The following is a 16,929-nucleotide window of genomic DNA, read 5'->3' on the forward strand; positions in this document are numbered from 1 at the left end:
CGAGGAACGACGCCCTGAAATCCTGAAGCCCTGGACGGTCCGGCACGCGGCCCTCCAGGGCTTTCGTTTTCGTCTATTCCACCACGACCTTGTAGCGCTCCCCGACTCTCAAGGGGGCGTTCCGCTCCAATCCGTTCAGCAGCAGGAACCGTTCCAGCGCCCGGTCGACCGGCATGCGCTCGGCGAGCCGCTGCGCCGTGTCGCCTTCCTGCGCCGTCACGACCTGCAGCTTCAGCGGCCGGATCTGGCGCGCTTCGTCGGGCTTGACCTGACGCACGGTGTTGAGGGTCCTCTGGAACATGCTTTCCAGATCTCCCGCTCCGTCGCGCACGGCCATGATCAGGCGATAGGTCGTGTTGCCGATCCGGATCGCCGAGAGGCGGAAGGACCATTCCTTGCCGTTGGAGGTGGCCGTGGCGACGGGAAGGCCGTTGACGGTCGTGGTCTCCAGGCTGCCGGGCTCGATGGTGTCGCTCCAGGTCGAGCGCAGCACCTCCTCCAGGCTCTGGCCGCTCGGCGTGTCGGCCGCGTCGAAGAGCAGGCGCCTGCCGCCGTCCGGAGACGCGCCGAGGACGGCCTCGGACGTATTCTCCAGGGTGAAGCCGTCCGGAGCCTCGAAGGCCACCCCGAGGCGGGCATGGCTGAAGCGGCGGCCCTTGACCACGCCGTCCGCCGGATCGTCGCCGTAGGGAATTCCGTCGATCGCCGCGAGATAGTCCAGACGATCGGTTTCTCCGACGCCGGGAGCGCCGGCGCGCCGGGCCGCCTGGAGCGCGAGGTTGATCCGCTCTCCCGTGCTGGGATGGGACGTCATCCGCTCCGCCCCCGGACCGTCGCTGCGCGACGCGGTCGCGGACCGGTCGAGCGCCGTCAGGAAGCGCGGCGCGCCGTAGGGATCGAACCCGGCCCGCGCCAGAACCTTCACGCCGGCCTGGTCGGCCTCGAGCTCCTGGGAGCGCGAGAAGCTCGCCAGGGACGAACGAGCCTGGCTCTGCACCACGGCCGCCTGCTCGGCGTCGTTCAGCACGTCCTCGGTCACCCGCTTGATCAGGGTCGATCGGGCCTGCATCTCGTTGCGCTGGGAGGCATGGCGCAGGGTGACGTGCGCGATCTCGTGGGAGAGCACGGCAGCCACCTCGGAGCTGTCGTTCGCCAGGGCCAGGAGGCCCCGGGTGACGTAGAGGCGTCCGTTGGGCAGTGCGAAGGCATTCACCACCGGCGAGTTCAGGATGGTCACCCGGTACGATTCGTCCGGCCGGTCGGTCGCCATGACCAGACGGTTGGTGATGCCCGTGAGAAGGCGCTGGGCCTGCGGCGCCCTGACCTCGCCGCCGAAGGCGGCGACCAGGCGTTCATGGTCCCGGTCGCGCGGGCTCTCGGAGCCGATGATGCGGGGCGCATCGGCCGGCAGCGAGGCATCCCCGAGACCGAGGGCCGCGCAGCCCGAAAGCAGGGCCGCGAGCACAGCGCCGCTGGCGATTCGAAGTCCGGTGGAGTGACGTGTTTCGCTCATGCTCGCTCAGCGTGGCAGGCCCTCGCCTGCGAGGCGTTCGATCATCTCAGGAATTACAAGGGTAAGAGCCGCTCCTTGCCAAGGCTCCAAAATGCCTCGGGCCCGGATCCGCCGCCCCCTCAGCGCCGCCGCGTCGAGGCCGCGTCCGCGCATCAGGATCCATGTCCTTCTCGGTATGACGATCGTGAAATCCTCTGCCCAATGCTCCCCGAAATTCAAATAGATTCGTTGTGACCGTTCACCGATGCTGCGGATGCGCCCTTCCACCAGAACGAAGCTGCCGATTCGGGTCCGCAGACGGTCCATGTGCTCTGCATGAATTGGCTTATAGCGGTCATCTTTCCAGAGACCAAGGCTCAGACGGCGCGCCTTTTCCTCAGCGGCAAGGAGATCGCTTCGGCAGAGGGGCGCCCCTGCGCTCGGATCGGCCATGGCAAGCCCCGCCGCGACGAGGCCCTCGCCGAGATCGAGCGGAGTCGAAGGCTCCGCCAGGCGTGCGGCAACGGTCAGGCGCGACCAACGATCCCGGTCGGAGCGGCCTTCGATGACGACGGGCTTTCCGGCCTGCACCCGCAGCCAGGCCACGGCCGCCTTGCGCCAGGCCTCGTCCTCGGCGAGGCGAAGACCCGACAGCTTCGCCGGACCGCCCGATTCCAGCACGAGATCGCCCTGCGGCGTGACCTCCCGGATCCGGTCCGTCCGGACCTCGCAGGTTCGCCGCTCCTGTCCGGGCGCGACGCCGCTCGGCTGCCCGACGGCCGGAAGGGGTGCGAGGGCCAGCGCCGCGAAAAATGCACCCCACCCGCGCAATCCAGCCTCCCCGAACGCGGCCAGCATAGCCTGTTCCGTTCAAACGGCCACGCCGGGATTGCACGTCGCGGCGCCTTCACCCATTTACCTGTGGGCGAAATGTGCTACTCCTCGGCTCAAGCGGTCCCGTAGCTCAGCAGGACAGAGCAGCGGTTTCCTAAACCGAAGGTCGGAAGTTCGAGTCTTCCCGGGATCGCCAATTATATCAAGGGCTTGGCCCCTCCATATCGAACCTTGACAGCCTCCAGGGGTAAACCTGGGGGTAAACTTTAGCCTCACTCCGCATATCCGAGGCCATTGACTTGGTAGCGAATCGGCGATCCACAGGTGCGGCCAAAGAAAGGGCGGCCTGGGGAAGAGTATGGCGTTGGGGCATCTATGGGCCGGGAGTGCCTTCGGGACGAATACCGGCAACCTGTTTGTGAGGCTGGAGGGTGAGGATGCCGCCCTCACAGGGACGCTTCATCTTAATGACCGTGCGTCGGGTGTGGTGGTGTACGCCATCGAGGGAGCCTTCGACGGCAGTGTGCTTTTCCTATCGGGAGTTCCTCAGACCCACATAGAGGGCTTTGAGTTCGGACGCCTCACGGCAAGGGCAATATTGAACACGAAGGGCGAGCTCACTGGGGAGTGGCAGACCGACATCGGCTCGGCAGGTACGTTTGTCCTGTTTCCTCACGATCAAGCCCAGTCGGCGGATGTTGGCTCGCCTGAGAGGCTCCCAGATCAACTCCACACTGCGCGATACTCTTTTGGCGCGATCGAAATAGACCGTGAGCAGATCATCGCGATTGCGGATGAGATCCAGCGCGACTTCAAGAAGGCCCAGGTAGTTGTTACCGTTGCCTCTGATACCGAACAGTCCCGTTTCCTGGCGGACTTCAGGAACTCTACCTTCAGATCGAATCAGGCATCGGTCATAAAGCTCTTCATTCAGGAGCCAGAGGCGAGCGGCCTCAATAGAGTGGTCACTGTTGAGTTTGGCCCCCATGTGAATACGGTCATGACCCAGGGTGGCGACGAGGCCTGGGTGCTGGGCATGTTGGAGAAGCTCAAGCGCAGTGTTTCACGGTTTGAGCGGACCTATGCGACGAATATCAAGAAATTGGGCTTCGGTATCAATCAACTCCTGCTCGTCGGGGCGATTGTGTTCCTGCCCAGTCTCGGCAGCTTGCAGGATCGAGCCATTCTGATGGCGGCAGTACTCGCCTTGATTGCCGCCGTGAACTGGCTCCACAGCCGTTACATTCCGTTTGCTGCGATCTACCTCGGGACGAAGCCAACTGGCCTCCTCGCACACATAGCACCAACAGTTGTCTCGTGGCTGATCTCCGCCACGGCTGGGATCGTAGCCACATTGCTAGCGGCATATCTTCAGGGGTGGCTAAGGCCGCCCTCCTAATCCATGAAGGAGCAGTTCTGCCTCTGGGACATGCCGGAAGCCTTTTCCTTAAGCTCCTCAGAGGTCTTGGTGGTGTCGAACGCCTCTTTGGCTGTGCGTTTTATGACGACCTCGTACATGCGGCCCAGAATGAAATCGGTACTTGGACCCTCGACCAGATCCGAGAACATGATCTGGGGATACTTGCCCAGGTCCTCTCGCGCGACCTTCCCTGCCTTGATGGCCTCTACGAAAGTCTTTCCGAGATCGTAGCCCAGGGTGAAAAGCCTCTCTGCTTCTGGGATGTCCTCCACGTATCTGGCCAGGATGGAGCATGACCAGACTGAGTGAGATTTCAGGCCTATCCTGGCATAATCTTCAGAAGTCTGAGCGACCGCAGGTGAGGAAAGCGCGAGGAGGGGGATGAGGTAGAGGGGCTTCATTGATCACCTTGGCCGTAAGCGGGGCCACTGACCGTAAAAGAAAAGCTCCGGGTAGGGTAGGACCCACCGGAGCCTGAAAGCCTGTCAGTGACTGATTTTCAGGCCCGCCTTCGCTTATATCGGGCCGCCATGCGCCGAAACCTGTCGGCCATTCTCTTGGTCATCCAGGGGTGACGGGCCAGGAAGCCCTCTGGATCTTCGAGGCCTTCCTCCAGCTCCTTCGGGAGAGTGGTCTTACTCATTCGTCGTCCTGCCTCTCCTGCTTCGGGTACACGATCCTGCGGACGATCCTTTTGACCTCACCGCCGACGTTGTTCTGGATCGCGATCACGGAGGAGGGCTCGTCCTTGAACATGCCGATGTGCTTACCCAAAAGCTCCAGGGCCTTGTTCGCGTCCTTGGGATTGAAGCTGTCTCGATCCATGCAGCGGGCGACAACCTCCTTCAATTCCCTGATCACGTACTCCTGCGTGACCTCTGCCTTCTCGGCCATCTTCCTCTGTCCCTCCTCGATCATCGCCTTGACCTCTGGGATCGCCAGCAAGCGATTGGCCTCCGTGTGAGCCCCTGATCGCGCGTAGCCTGCCCGAATGGCGGCCTGGGTTCCGTTCAGGTCGATCAGGTACTCCTGAACGAACCGCTTTCTCTTCTCATCGGCGGCCACGGCTCTCTCCTTCCACGAAGCGGGGAGGATCGACTTCATAAATCCACCCGCTCTCCCCCTCGCGGACCTGAGGCGGCACGACCCGCCAGGGCCAGTCCGGAGGAGAGGTGAGGCGGCACCGGCAATCCTTCCTGGGGCACCTGTCGAGCATGACGCCCTCGGCCTGCTTGAGTATCCATGCGCACGTCTCCCGAACGATCATTCGCCTCTCCTGGAAGAAGAAGGGCCGGAGTAGCAAGGACAGCTAACCCCTCCGGCCTGAGAACCTCACAACCCGCGAAACCATGATGAAAGCGGGTAGAGGGTCCTCATGGGTTGAGTTTGAGTAGGGTGTGCGGATCCGCGCCGAGTTCGAAGACCGTGCTCCCCTTGGTCCGCCAGTAGCCGGGGATCTCGGTTTTCTTCTGGATGGCCATGTCTCCGCACAGCAGGGCAGGGAGCGGAATCGAGTGCTTGTCGTCGGGCAGGCTCTTGTTCGCGGCCTGAGCCTCGATCATGGCCTCTACGCTGACCCGCAGCAGGCGCTTCATTTCGTTGGCCAGTTGAGGGAAGCGGGAGGAGAGGGCCTGCTCTACGTCGGCCATCTTACTCGCAGCGGCCTCATAGACCACCCGACGCCGCTCCTGCTCTTCGCGGTAGAGGGCCTTCGCGTGGACCTCCTCCACCCGCTTGAGCCCAGCGGACAGACGATCCACGAGGAAATTGGCCTGTCCCTTCTCGTGGAGCAGATCCATAGCCTTCTGCTGATCCGTCAGCGGGTCGAGAGCCTCAGCCTCGATCTCGGAGATGCGGCCCTTGATGGCTTCGATCTCCTGCTGAACCCCACTGATGACCTCCGCAGCCTGGGAGGAGGGCACATTCTCGGCCTTCAGGGTGGCCGTTACCTTCGCGAAGATCTCGCTCATGCTTGGTGCTCCTTTCGGATCTGAGCCGCCTGAGCCTTCGCACCCTTGGCCAATCCGGTGATGTACTGGCCCGCCGTGCCGCCGACTTGAGCCGCGAGGGTCATGAGGTTGGTAGCTGCGTTCTCGAGGGCGAAGGGCTCCTTCGAGCCCAGCTTCCCCTCCCAATAGACGAGCTTGCTCTTGTAGTCGGGGTGAAGCCCTGCGAGCGCCTTCTCAGTCTCGTCATGCAGGAACACGCGGGAGCCCGAGGGAGCGTTGTCCCGCAGAACCACAGAGGCATTGAAGCGAGCACCACGAGGAAGGGGCTTCCCTTCCGGCCATGGGACAATCCTTCCGTCTGATAGTCGAATGTTGATCACCTGCGATCTCCGCCAAGAAACGATATGGCATTATACCAGGAAGATCACCGTTGGAACATATGATATAACGTATGATACCTTGAGGGCTCAACTTCAGGAGCCTCCTATGGATCTCGACACACCGACCCTCTTCATTTCCGACGTATCCCACGCAGCAGGCATCGATCTCGGCCTCCTGCGTGGCTGGATCAATCGCGGCTTCTTTCCTCTGGGGTCCAAGAGCCGCAGTGACATCAGGGCCGCTCGATTGCTGACCATACGAACGGGCTACGCGGTCGCCATTGCTGCAAGGCTGGTAGAGCACGGGCTGGCGATCTCTCGGGCCTCCATGGCCGCTCAGGTGGCCGCAGAGGAGCTTACCCCCTTTCTCGCAGTCTACACGACAGAGGAGAAGCACAGGGGCGAGGATAGCCGCGTCGCTAAGTTGGCCCTGTTCCACGAGGCAGAGGATCTGAACCGCTTCCTGCTCGATGGCTCCGAGGACATTCAGACCGTCGTCAACTGTCGGAAGATCATCGAGCAGTTCGACAATGAGAGAGGCTGAGTTTTCCTCAGAGTCAGATGCGTGGGGATAACTCCCCGCATTTCTGCGTCGGCATCTGGCAGCGGAAAAGGTGTTTATTAATTTCACTACTGTCCTACCCCACCCCAGGGAAACGGGTGGATTTCGGAGGACTTATCTGAGGCTCGAAAACAGTCCGGTCGCGCGGACACCCTGACCCTTCGGCTCCGTGATGGGAGCCTCGCGGCATTCCCCATGAGCCGCGTCAACGAGGAGGTCGCCTGAAGCGCAATTCAGCGCCGGGCGGCCCTTCTTATTTGTGGCTGCCTTGGCGCTCCTAACCGGAGGCCGTAATGGCACAGGTCACCTCATACGAACAACTCGTCCCCGATTCCCAGGCTGCAATGGAGCTGGGAGGCGTCAGCGCTGTCACCATGTGGCGCTGGACCCAGGACAAAAAGCTGGGCTTCCCCCAGCCGGTCAAGATCAACAATCGGAACTACCGCAAGCGCTCAGAGCTAGAGGCGTTCAAGCAGCGCATCGCTTGTCAGGAATAAGAAGGCCCGGCGCTCGTCGGGACACGAGTGCCGGGCCAGTAGAAAGAAGATCAGGATGGTCCTTTCTACTTCAGATCACAAAAAGAGTACAGGAAGGACGGTCATGTCTGACCACGACTATACGAACTACCCAGCCCTCAAGCTGTACATCAACCGCCTGGAGGGGGAACTCGGGGCGGAGGCAACTCCGACCAATTTCAAGACTATCTCCCTCCGATCCGGCACCAGGGAGGGCTACTACAGGCAGCTTGCCACTGTCACGATCTCCAAGGACGCCACGATCAAGTGCTGGCCCAAGGAGTACGCCCCGACGGAGCAGGAGGCGGAGGCGATCAACAAGGAGCTTAAGGACGTCATCGACAAGTGGCCTAAGTCTATTCCAGCCACAATCGCTAGTGCGGAGGCACACCAGAGCAAACTCGGTGTATCTCCCGAAGATTGGTTTCCGTGCCTAACCGCAGACCGAACGAAGGTCGCGTGGGTACAGCAGCGCGCTGAGGACGAGAACACAGGCAAGAAATACTATGTGCCGTGGGCCTTCTTCAGCGATGGCGAATGGCGACAGATGGAGCCAGACGAGGGGCCTTCCTTCTGGAAGCCCAACGCGGCAACTAACTGCTCCATGCTTATGATCCATGAGGGCCCGAAGGCAGCACGAGCAGCAGACAGGATCGCGAACGATCCCGATAGCACCCACCCCTGGCGGGAGGAGTTGGCCTCGTATGAGCACTGGGGCCTCATGAGCGGGGCCGCAGCTCCCGAGCGCATGGACTGGCAGGAGGTCAGAAGGGCGGGCTTTGACGAGGTTGTCTACGTCTGCGACAACGACACGCCCGGCGGAGAGGCACTAATCAAGGTGTCCGAGGCGTACAGAGGCAGGATGTACGGGGTCAAGTTCAACGACGAGTTCCCGCCTGCTTGGGATATGGCCGACCCGATCCCGAAGAAGTTCTACAACGAGAAGGGCCTCTACATCGGGCCGAGCCTTGATGATCTGATGGTGCCCGGCACATGGGGCGCCGAACTCCTCTACACCGGAGAGAAGGGCCGACCCGTCACGTACCTCAGGGATGACTTCAAACGCCAGTGGAAGTGCGCCGTGGAACAGGGCGTATTTATCAACGAGCGTTGGCCGGATCGCATCTACTCAAAGGATCAGTTCAACGCCCTCGCGGCCGCGTTCACGAGGCTCGCAAACACGGCGGCTAAACTGCTCGAATACGAGCATGGGCGGGTCGAGAGCCTAGCCTACGTCCCGGCCCAGAAATCAGGCACCCTCACTATCAACGGCAGAAGGGTATTCAACACGCACAAGCCGAGCCCGATAAGGTCCTTCGCTGGTGACGCCTCGCCATGGCTTGATTTTCTGGAGAAGCTCATCCCTCACCCGGAGGACCGGCACAAGCTCATGAAGTGGGTCGCGACCTTGATCGCTCGACCGGACTTGCGCATGGGGTATGCTGTCCTTCTCTTCTCAGAGATGCAGGGCACCGGGAAGAGCACGCTCGCATGGATACTCACGAAGCAGGTCGGCCCGCGCAACTACTCGACGCCATCGGAGTCGGTGATTACCAACCCGCAGTACAATGACTTCGCGGCGGAGAAGCGGCTCGTCGTCTGCCACGAGATCTACGCGGGGAATAATAATAGCGCCTACAACCGGCTCAAGAACCTAATCACCGAGGATGAGCTGCTCGTCAGCAAGAAATACGCTGTCGGGTATCAGATCGACAATTGGGCTCACATCCTAGTGTGCTCCAACTCCGGCGCACCCCTCAAGCTTTCGGTCGATGACCGCCGCTGGTTCGTGCCGAAGGTGACCGAAGAGAAGCAGGGCAAGCCATACTGGACAGCCTTCCACGAGTGGCTGAACGGTGATGGCCTTGGGATCATTCGGCACTGGGCAGAGAGGTTCGTTCAGGACCGCGATAATATCGTCAAGCCCGGAGAGGAGGCTCCCACTTCCAGCGCCAAGGCGACCATGGTCAAGGAGGGATTCACTCCGTCGGAGAGGCTGGTCGATGACTGGCTCCATACCGAACGGGACAACGGCGGCGTGGTCGTCACGACAGATCTCGCGCTTCGTGATCTAGTCCGGGAGATCATCCACGGCGGCCGCTACGACGACAAGCTCCTCAAGCCCGCGACGATCCGCAAGGTGGCGAGGAACGCAGGGTTCTACATCTCAGAGAAAACGACCCCCGCTGGGGAGCATCGGAACGCGTACATGATCTCCAATGACCCGGAGATCGTCAAAAAGACGTGGGGAAAGGTCAAGGAAGCCCAAGCGACTGGAGCTGATATCAAGATGGTTTCGGAGAGGATCGCTTCCGACTTCAGGCAGAAGATGGCTATGTAAGCCTGTGAAGGGGTTAGAAGTCTTAATTCTATATTTCTAACCCCTTTTTCTGCGCTGTTTGAAAATAAATCTCCCTAGGAACCTCAGACTTAATCTCGGATAAGTATAGAAATGGCCGCCTGAGACATAGAATTAAGACTTCTAATCCTTACAGAGCCCTTCCTGCCCCGGAAGCAGCCTTCTGCCTTCCTTGGACCTCTGATAGTGGCCCGCCCGAACAGGTCATTTTAGGCAGGAGAACCCTGCTGACTGCTTATGATTGCTTATCGACCTCTCGCCCCTGTCCTAGGTCAGCTCGCTCGGACTGAGCCTCTATCCCTTGGAAATGAAGGACTTGAGATCGCCGCCGCCGCCCCTCCGCTCATACCGCTGGCTGTTGGGTCGCAACCTGAGGTAGTGTCTTCTGTAGCAAGGGACCTTGCTAGTGAGGAGACACCTATGGCTGAGGGGAAGTTCGTCGCTTACTACCGCGTCTCGACGGAGAAGCAGGGCCGCTCAGGCTTGGGCCTGGAGGCCCAGCAGAAGGCAGTGAGGGACTACCTGAATGGAGGCTCCTGGGATCTCTGCTCCGAAATAATCGAGGTTGAGAGCGGCAAGAACAGCGAACGCCCGAAGCTCCAAGAAGCCCTGATGCTCTGCCGCCTCTATGGTGCGACCCTGATCATTGCGAAGCTGGATCGGCTCTCCCGCGATGCTCACTTCCTCCTGGGTCTGGAGAAGGCAGGAGCGGACTTTGTGGCTGCGGACATGCCCTCCGCGAACCGCGTCACAGTAAGGATCATGGCCGTCCTAGCGGAGGAGGAGCGGAACATGATCTCCGAGCGGACCAAGGCGGCCCTGGCCGCAGCGAAGGCCAGGGGCGTGAGGCTTGGTGGAGATCGGGGCAACCTCCAGGCTGTGGGTCATGACGGCAGGAGGATCGCAGCGGAGAGGCGGAGGGCCGACGCAGAGGCCCGAGCCCACGACCTCGCTCCTCAGATCAAGCAGCTACAGGCGCAAGGGCTCTCTCTTCGTGGGATTGCAAGCCAGTTCGAGGAGAGGGGATATAAGACGCCTCGCGGTGGAAAGTGGACCGCTACACAGGTCAGCAGGGTTCTGAGAAACTGCCGCTGACAGGCATGAAGCCCTTCAAGGTAGTGTTTAGGCCAGATAAGATTTTTAGCCTTGGCGGCCCTTGAATTGAGACTAACACCATCCCAACTTGAATACAGCCATAGGTCCCTCGGTTCGCCCCCGAGGGCTAAGAGGGAACCCGGTAAGGATAGTATCCGAATCCGGGGCTGCCCCCGCAACTGTGAGCGGCGAGCATTCTGCCATCAGTGCCACAGGTGAGCGATCACTTGGAAGGCTGGCAGGAGGCAATGACCCGCAAGCCAGGAGACCTGCCTAGGGCTTGGTCGCGCAATCTTGCGCTGCGGGGATCTCATGGCTGCTTTAGATATTCTACAATCCCTTATTACGTTTCTCGTGGCTGTGGTGAACCACCAGCTGACGCTGAAACTGGCTCCCATCCTGCTCATATGGCTGCTCTATCACCGTCATCGGCGGCCTCCGTCCGATGAGCCTCCTGGTCTATGACTGCAAGGATTGCTTAGGCAATGCGGTTGAAGGTGATCAGCGTCACAAGAACGACGCACCAAAAGATGAAGGGTCCCCAAGGGCTCCCATAGGCACGGCGATGAGGGCAGGGCCAGGAGCGCGCGTGATGGTCAACTCCCCTCTCTTTTGCCGTCCAGTTCACGAATGCGGGCTTCAATCTGGGGTGCATACTGATAGATTTGCGTAAGCTCTGAAATTAAATGTCGCTGCTCATCCTTCCCGGCAAATGTGCCGAAATATTTCGTTGTTATGCCGTTGAAGTGAAGGCGCGCGATCGTCTTCCTGTTGTTGTCATCGAGCAGGATGGCGCAGTACGACTTTGCATCTCGAATGATTATGCGCTTGGGGTCGACCAGCTTCGAGGCAATAGCTTGCACAATGTGGAAGCCGGAGATTTCCTCCTGAGTCGTAACGACCCCGTCCTCCAATGGTTCGACGTCAAGGCTTACCTCCTCGACCGGTGCGGGAGTCGACGCCTTCAGCGCAGATGAGATCCGCTCTGTCACAAGGTCACGGACTATGGTCGCAATCGTCGGCCCCAACATGCGGCCGATGTTCTCCTTCACCGCTGGCGTGACACGGCCCTCATGAACACGCGCCGCCATCATCCTTACGAACTCATCGGATGGTTCGGCAAACTCCTTCTCAATCTCCTTGCGTAGGATCGACTGGGTTTTCAGGTTGCCGGCTTCCTGTACGATCTTTTCAACGTCGAAGGCCCCCTTGGCGAACTTTTCGAGCGTCTTGATGTCTGTGGGCTTGATCGCATCCATGCTGAACGTGAAGAAGGGCCTATCGTCCATCCGATTTGGCTTCTCGACATCGGAATAGAATTGGTAGTTCACTCCGTTTGTGAGAACGGCCAAGCGTGCGTCAGTAACACTGAAATACCGGAATAGCTGCGCCGCATGGTTGATGTTCAACTCTGCAGTCGATGGCTTGCACTCAATGAGGATAGTTACCTTGCCGTCGTTGCAGATGGCATAGTCGACCTTCTCACCTTTCTTTGTTCCGACATCGGCAGTGAACTCTGGCACCACCTCGCCTGGATTAAATACGTCGTAGCCGAGAGATTGAAGAAAGGGCATCACGAGCGCTGTCTTTGCGGCTTCCTCGGTCAACAGCACCTCGCGATGCTCAATCGTCCGCTTCTGCAGTTCCAAAATTCGTGTCGCCAAGTCCATCGTAGCCTCCCGTTCAGCCTACAATACTGTCTAGCTTGAAGCCGGGTGCACGTCCAGAACGCAGCACTCGCAGAGCGCGTGTCTATCGGCTCCACTTATAGTTCCCGGTGCTTCGCAGCGCTTTGGACATTCGGCGCCCAGAAACCACGCCGAGCTGTCAGACGGCCTAGCATGAGGGTAATGCCCCCCCATTGTGGCAATGGAGGTATAGCCTATCGTCTGCTGCAATGGTGAATGGGTGATGTTGATCGTTCATCAGCCTCTCGGCGACATAGAGATGCACGTTACCTTTGTGGAGATCGGCGCTCTACCGATCGGCCGCTATGCCACCAACGTAGGCCGCCCATCTCTCTAAGGCCTCCCTCCTCTCCTCCATGTACGCCTCGACGTTGTAGGTCCCCGCCACCCCAGCCTTGGCTCCCGAGACGTGATTGAGCGCTGCTTCGACGATGTGGGGAGGAACCCCGAGGCCAGCCATGCCGGTGGCTGCGGTCCTTCTGAGATCATGGAGCCGCCAGTCCTGAATGTTCATGAGGCCGTCGAGCTGGGCCTTCGCCTTGCTGAACCCCGACACATGAGTTCTTTGAGCCTTCGCCTTGCTGCCCTCCGACACACGAGTTCTCCGCTTCGTGGAAAAGACATAAGGACACCCCTCTACGGGCGTCACGCTCTTGAGGACCTCCCGCGCCAGCGGGGAGAGATAGACGACATGCGGCCGCCCGTTCTTGGTCCTGCTTCCTGGCAGGTGGAGGGTAGAGAGGTCGTCACTCAACTCGCTGTAGGTCATTTTCGCGATCTCGCTGAGGCGGCATCCGGTCAGAAGCAGGAGCCGGAACAGCGGCCCGAAAGGCTGGCCCATGATGCCTGTGGCCTTCCAGAACTGGCGAAGCTCGTCGGCCTGCCTGATCTCTCCCCTTGCATTGAGGACTCTCTGCCGCTGCGAGGGCGGGGCAGGGCGGTACACACCCACCACAGGGTTCACATGGATCAAGTCCCGCCTGTGCCTCGCGGCCCACTTGAAGAGAGCCCCAAGCGCGTCGCCCATCTTCCTGCCTCGGTTGTCGCTCTTGCGTGGAGCCGCCTTGGTGCCGGGAACTCCTGTGTTGATGCACTCCTGAATGACCGCGTGAACGTCATTGGAGGTGATCTCCCCGATCCGCTTGTTCCGCCAGCGCTCCGCTAGGCCGCCCTCGATGGGGGAGAGATCCTTTTCAACATCGAGCCCGAGCATCCTAGCGATGTCGGCCCAGGTCCTGCGACGGTCCTTGTGGTCCGTGATGAAGTCCTTCGCGACCTCAGGGAACGTCTCTCCGACCTGCTTGCGGAAGTCCACGCCTGCCGCCCGCTTCCTGGTGACCTCCGCCGCGAGCCACCGGGCCTCCTTGAGGGTAAGAGGACTGCCCATGACCGGCGTTCCGGTCCCCTCGCGGCCTGAGAGATCCACGGAACCGAGGGTCAGCTTGGCGTGAGTGCCATCAGGGCGGCGGAACCGCATGGCCCATGACTTCGCCCCGGAGGGTTGGATGATGAGGCGTAGGCCGTCCGATCCCGCGTCGGGTATCTCCTGCCTCTTGTCTGTGGGCTTCAGCTTCTCGACGGCGGCGGCAGTCAGTCTCTTGGTCACAGGGGCCTCGGGGTAAACCTGGGGTAAACAATAGCCCTGTTATATCCAGAAACGATGTGAAAGGGAATCGGGTAGCAGAATGGGCAAAAAATGAGCGTTTACAAGGATTTCATGGGTCATTGTTGTAAGGGTCAGAAATGCCCTGAAATCACATAGCAGCGGTTTCCTAAACCGAAGGTCGGAAGTTCGAGTCTTCCCGGGATCGCCAACCCTCTCGCCTCACGAAGATCCACCGGTCTCAGCAGCAGCCTGCGGGCTCCGTCACCTTCTCCCGCACGCGGACGGTGGCCGTGCCGCAGCCGCAGCCCTCTCCTCTCCTCGCCTTGGCATCCGCATCGGCGGCGCAGCAGGCATCCGCGTCCACGGGGGCCGGGCCGCCGCAGCATGCGGATGACGGCTGACCATCGGAAGCCGCAGGGGGCGCCGAGCATACCCCGGTCTCGGGAAGAACGAGGTGGATGTCGTCGGCCGAGGCGAGATCGCCCGCGATGGCCGCCGCGACGGAGCGGGCCTGCTCGTAGCCGGTGAGCATCAGGAAGGTCGGTGCGCGCCCGTAGCTCTTGATGCCGACCGTGTAGAAGCCGGGCTCGGGATGGGCGAGCTCGCGGTGTCCGTGCGGCGGCACCGATCCGCAGGAATGCAGGTTGGGGTCGATCAGGGGTCCGAGCGCCTTCGCGCTCTCCAGCCAGGGGTCGAGATCGAGCCTGAGCTCCCGGGTCAGCGCGAGGTCCGGCCGCTGGCCCGTCGCGGCGACGATGCGGTCCACGGGACCGATCTCGCGGATGCCGTCCTGCGTTTCGCCGCTGACGACGAGCCGCCCGTCCCTCGACCCGACCGCTGTCGTGCCGAAGCCCGACACGAGGGCGATGCGCCCGCTCTCCACCAGCGTCCTGAGATTGGCCCCGAGCTCGCCCCGGGCGGGCAGCTGATCGGCGCGCCCGCCGCCATAGACCCGCATCAGGTTGGCGCCGCGCGTCGCCCACAGGATCGTCGTCCGAGGCTCCCGCTCCGCGAGGCGCGCGAGATCGAGGAGCACGTTGGCGGCCGAATGTCCGGCGCCGACCACGAGCACGGCCTTGCCGGCATAGGTCCCGCGGTCGCGGCCGTTCACGTCGGGGATGCCGTAGGCGATATGGTCGGCATGTTCCGCCTCCCCCTCGGCCGGGATGCCGCCCGCCCCGAGGGGATTCGGGCTCGTCCAGGTGCCGGAGGCATCGACGATCGCCCGCGCCAGATCGCGCCGGGTCGTGCCGTCGCCGGTGGAGACGGCGAGCACGAAGGGCCTCGCCTGGCGCCCTGCGCTCGACACCTTGTCGGCGCCCAGCCGGGTGATCGCCTCGACCCGCGCCCGCGTCTCGATGACGGCGGCCATCTCGGGCGTTTCGGCGAGAGGGTTCAGATAGGCTTCGAAGAGCTCCGAACCGGTCGGCATCGCATCGCCGGGAGGCGCGCGCCATCCATGCGTTTCGAGAAGCGCCCGGGCGGCCTCGTCGGTATTGTATTTCCACGGCGAGAACAGGCGCACATGGCCCCAGTCACGGACATGAGCGGCCACCGTCGCGCCGGCCTCGTAGACCTTCACGGGAATGCCGCGCCGGATCAGGTGCGCGGCGGCAGCGAGGCCGACCGGACCGGCGCCGATGACGGCAACGGGAAGGGTGTCGATCAGGTCCATGGCATTCCTCCTCATTCTAAATTTCCAAAATTTTGGAAATTAGGGTCAAAAAATCGCCTCACGCGGCCTGTTCTCCGGAAGCGGCGGCACAGCCGGCTTCGGCGCAGCATTCCTCGGCGAGAAAGCCCAGGAGAGCGTCCATGGCCGTGTAGTTGGCGCGGCAGATCAGCGTCGTCGCCTGCCGCTCCTGCGTCACCAGCTCGGTCAGGATCAGCCGATGCAGATGGTGCGAGAGCGTCGAGGCCGGGATGCCGAGCTTCTCCTGCACCCGGCTCACCGGCAGGCCGTTCGGACCAGCCCGCACGAGCGTCCGGTAGACCTGGAGCCGGGTCGGGTTCCCGAGAGCTTCGAGCTGCTTGGCGGCTTGTTCGAGTTTCATGGAAATATGCTAGCTCCCCCGTAATGCCGCGTCAACCCATATTTCCAGTACCGTCGAAATAACGAAAACAGGCCGAACGCCGCCGCGATGCCTGCCCGCGCTTCACCCGGCCTGGCGTTCCTGTCCGGTGCCGGCGAACGCGCCCGCCACCAGAGGAGGCCCGGCAAGCAGGATCAGCAGCAGGGCCAGCGGCACGGAAAACAGGAAGCCCAACCCGCTATAGCCGAGGGCCCCGACCACGCCGCCCACGAAGAACGAGCCAAGGAGCAGCGTGAGCAGGCGCAGCTTGCCGCGGTCGGCGCTCACCTTCGGCAGGGTGCCGTCGCGGTTCCAATAGGCGAGCTTGCCGAGCTCGATGCCGATATCCGTGACGATGCCGGTCACATGGGTCGTCCTCATGCGCGCGCCGGAAATCTTCGTCACGGTGGCGTTCTGCAGCCCCATGAGAAAACAGAGCAGGGGCACGGCCGCCAGGGCGAGGCCCGGCGAGGGGTAGGCGAGCCAGCCCAGCACCCCGAAGCCCAGGAGGAGGGCAGCTTCCAGCATCAGCGGCAGGGCGAAGGGGCTGTCCAGGTGGTGGCGGCGCCCCCAGTTGATGAGAACGGCCGAGAAGCCCGCGCCTGCCACGAAGGGCAGGAGGGCGGCGCAGCCGAGGAGCGCCAGATCGAAGGCGCCGAGGGCCAGATTGTCGGCCATGGCGGAGAGGATGCCGGACATATGCGAGGTGTACTGGCCGACGGCCAGGAACCCGCCGGCATTGACCGCGCCCGCCACGAAGGTCAGGACCATCCCGAGCTGGGTGTCCGCCGCACCGGTTCGCTCGGGGGCGAAGATGCTTCTGGTCGAGCCCACATAGCGGGCCGCGAGGCCATGACCCATTCCCGATGTCTGCGGCGATTCCATCGCCGCAGACCTTAGCCCGATCGTGCCTCCTTCGTCGACCTCCCGCCGTGGTCGCAGCAGGTCTTCGGAGGC

15 protein-coding genes, 2 tRNA genes, 1 pseudogene and 1 riboswitch are annotated in these 16,929 nt (G+C 61.8%); of the genes and pseudogenes, 7 read left to right on the plus strand and 11 right to left on the minus strand.

Annotation, left to right across the window (positions count from 1 at the left end; all coding sequences use genetic code 11):
• Positions 1-73: 73 nt before the first annotated feature.
• Both ACFOYU_RS02120 and ACFOYU_RS02125 read right to left on the minus strand, forming a co-directional pair.
• Complete coding sequence (locus ACFOYU_RS02120) at positions 74-1,513, minus strand: M48 family metalloprotease (protein WP_377032241.1); 1,440 nt, start codon at positions 1,511-1,513, stop codon at positions 74-76.
• A gap of 6 nt (positions 1,514-1,519) precedes the next feature.
• Positions 1,520-2,350 (minus strand): thermonuclease family protein, encoded by an 831-nt coding sequence (locus tag ACFOYU_RS02125; RefSeq protein WP_226737688.1) that lies wholly within the window; start codon positions 2,348-2,350, stop codon positions 1,520-1,522.
• A 95-nt stretch (positions 2,351-2,445) separates the two neighbouring features.
• On the opposite strand from ACFOYU_RS02125, the gene ACFOYU_RS02130 reads away from it, so the two are divergent.
• A tRNA-Arg gene (locus tag ACFOYU_RS02130) sits at positions 2,446-2,522 on the plus strand.
• A 162-nt stretch (positions 2,523-2,684) separates the two neighbouring features.
• The gene (locus tag ACFOYU_RS02135) at positions 2,685-3,725 is read left to right on the plus strand and encodes a hypothetical protein (protein ID WP_377032242.1); all 1,041 of its coding nucleotides are present in this window, start codon (positions 2,685-2,687) and stop codon (positions 3,723-3,725) included.
• Here ACFOYU_RS02135 and ACFOYU_RS02140 read toward each other — a convergent pair.
• From ACFOYU_RS02140 to ACFOYU_RS02155, 4 genes are all read right to left on the minus strand, one after another.
• The gene (locus ACFOYU_RS02140; protein WP_377032243.1) at positions 3,722-4,147 is read right to left on the minus strand and encodes a hypothetical protein; all 426 of its coding nucleotides are present in this window, start codon (positions 4,145-4,147) and stop codon (positions 3,722-3,724) included. The two genes, ACFOYU_RS02135 and ACFOYU_RS02140, sit on opposite strands and share 4 nt — an antisense overlap.
• Positions 4,148-4,385: 238 nt before the next feature.
• The gene (locus ACFOYU_RS02145; protein WP_377032244.1) at positions 4,386-4,811 is read right to left on the minus strand and encodes a terminase small subunit; all 426 of its coding nucleotides are present in this window, start codon (positions 4,809-4,811) and stop codon (positions 4,386-4,388) included.
• 308 nt (positions 4,812-5,119) lie between these two features.
• Entirely contained in the window at positions 5,120-5,716 is a 597-nt protein-coding gene (locus ACFOYU_RS02150) for a hypothetical protein (protein WP_377032245.1), read from the minus strand.
• Positions 5,713-6,075, minus strand: coding sequence for a hypothetical protein (locus tag ACFOYU_RS02155; protein ID WP_377032246.1), 363 nt, complete (start codon positions 6,073-6,075; stop codon positions 5,713-5,715). Before ACFOYU_RS02155 ends, ACFOYU_RS02150 begins: the two co-directional genes overlap by 4 nt.
• A 106-nt stretch (positions 6,076-6,181) precedes the next feature.
• Between ACFOYU_RS02155 and ACFOYU_RS02160 the strand changes: the two genes are divergently transcribed.
• The 4 genes from ACFOYU_RS02160 (at position 6,182) to ACFOYU_RS02175 (ending at position 10,606) form a co-directional block, all read left to right on the plus strand.
• Positions 6,182-6,619, plus strand: coding sequence for a hypothetical protein (locus ACFOYU_RS02160; RefSeq protein WP_377032247.1), 438 nt, complete (start codon positions 6,182-6,184; stop codon positions 6,617-6,619).
• A gap of 311 nt (positions 6,620-6,930) precedes the next feature.
• On the plus strand, positions 6,931-7,134 hold the full coding sequence (locus tag ACFOYU_RS02165) for a helix-turn-helix transcriptional regulator (RefSeq protein ID WP_377032248.1): 204 nt from the start codon (positions 6,931-6,933) through the stop codon (positions 7,132-7,134).
• A 103-nt stretch (positions 7,135-7,237) separates the two neighbouring features.
• Positions 7,238-9,493, plus strand: a complete 2,256-nt coding sequence (locus ACFOYU_RS02170; protein ID WP_377032249.1) for a DUF5906 domain-containing protein — start codon at positions 7,238-7,240, stop codon at positions 9,491-9,493.
• A gap of 438 nt (positions 9,494-9,931) precedes the next feature.
• A complete protein-coding gene (locus ACFOYU_RS02175; RefSeq protein ID WP_377032250.1) occupies positions 9,932-10,606 on the plus strand; it encodes a recombinase family protein in 675 nt (224 codons plus the stop codon).
• 85 nt (positions 10,607-10,691) lie between these two features.
• Positions 10,692-10,898, plus strand: a riboswitch (cobalamin riboswitch).
• Between the two features lie 304 nt (positions 10,899-11,202).
• Here the strand turns inward: ACFOYU_RS02175 and ACFOYU_RS02180 are convergent.
• Together ACFOYU_RS02180 and ACFOYU_RS02185 are read right to left on the minus strand one after the other, a co-directional pair.
• The gene (locus ACFOYU_RS02180) at positions 11,203-12,276 is read right to left on the minus strand and encodes a type I restriction endonuclease (protein ID WP_377032251.1); all 1,074 of its coding nucleotides are present in this window, start codon (positions 12,274-12,276) and stop codon (positions 11,203-11,205) included.
• 307 nt (positions 12,277-12,583) lie between these two features.
• Positions 12,584-13,900, minus strand: coding sequence for a tyrosine-type recombinase/integrase (locus ACFOYU_RS02185; RefSeq protein WP_377032252.1), 1,317 nt, complete (start codon positions 13,898-13,900; stop codon positions 12,584-12,586).
• Positions 13,901-13,969: 69 nt separating this feature from the next.
• On the opposite strand from ACFOYU_RS02185, the gene ACFOYU_RS02190 reads away from it, so the two are divergent.
• A tRNA-Arg gene (locus ACFOYU_RS02190) sits at positions 13,970-14,108 on the plus strand.
• 30 nt (positions 14,109-14,138) lie between these two features.
• On the opposite strand, the gene ACFOYU_RS02195 is transcribed toward ACFOYU_RS02190, so the two are convergent.
• From ACFOYU_RS02195 to ACFOYU_RS02205, 3 genes and pseudogenes are all read right to left on the minus strand, one after another.
• Positions 14,139-15,575 (minus strand): NAD(P)-binding domain-containing protein, encoded by a 1,437-nt coding sequence (locus ACFOYU_RS02195; RefSeq protein ID WP_377032253.1) that lies wholly within the window; start codon positions 15,573-15,575, stop codon positions 14,139-14,141.
• A 58-nt stretch (positions 15,576-15,633) separates the two neighbouring features.
• Complete coding sequence (locus tag ACFOYU_RS02200) at positions 15,634-15,954, minus strand: helix-turn-helix transcriptional regulator (RefSeq protein WP_226737684.1); 321 nt, start codon at positions 15,952-15,954, stop codon at positions 15,634-15,636.
• A 147-nt stretch (positions 15,955-16,101) separates the two neighbouring features.
• A pseudogene (locus tag ACFOYU_RS02205) lies at positions 16,102-16,833 on the minus strand (YoaK family protein); the annotation flags it as partial.
• Positions 16,834-16,929 lie beyond the last annotated feature (96 nt).

Origin of the sequence: Microvirga sp. GCM10011540, from assembly GCF_042650665.1 — a bacterium.
GTDB lineage: Bacteria > Pseudomonadota > Alphaproteobacteria > Rhizobiales > Beijerinckiaceae > Microvirga > Microvirga lenta.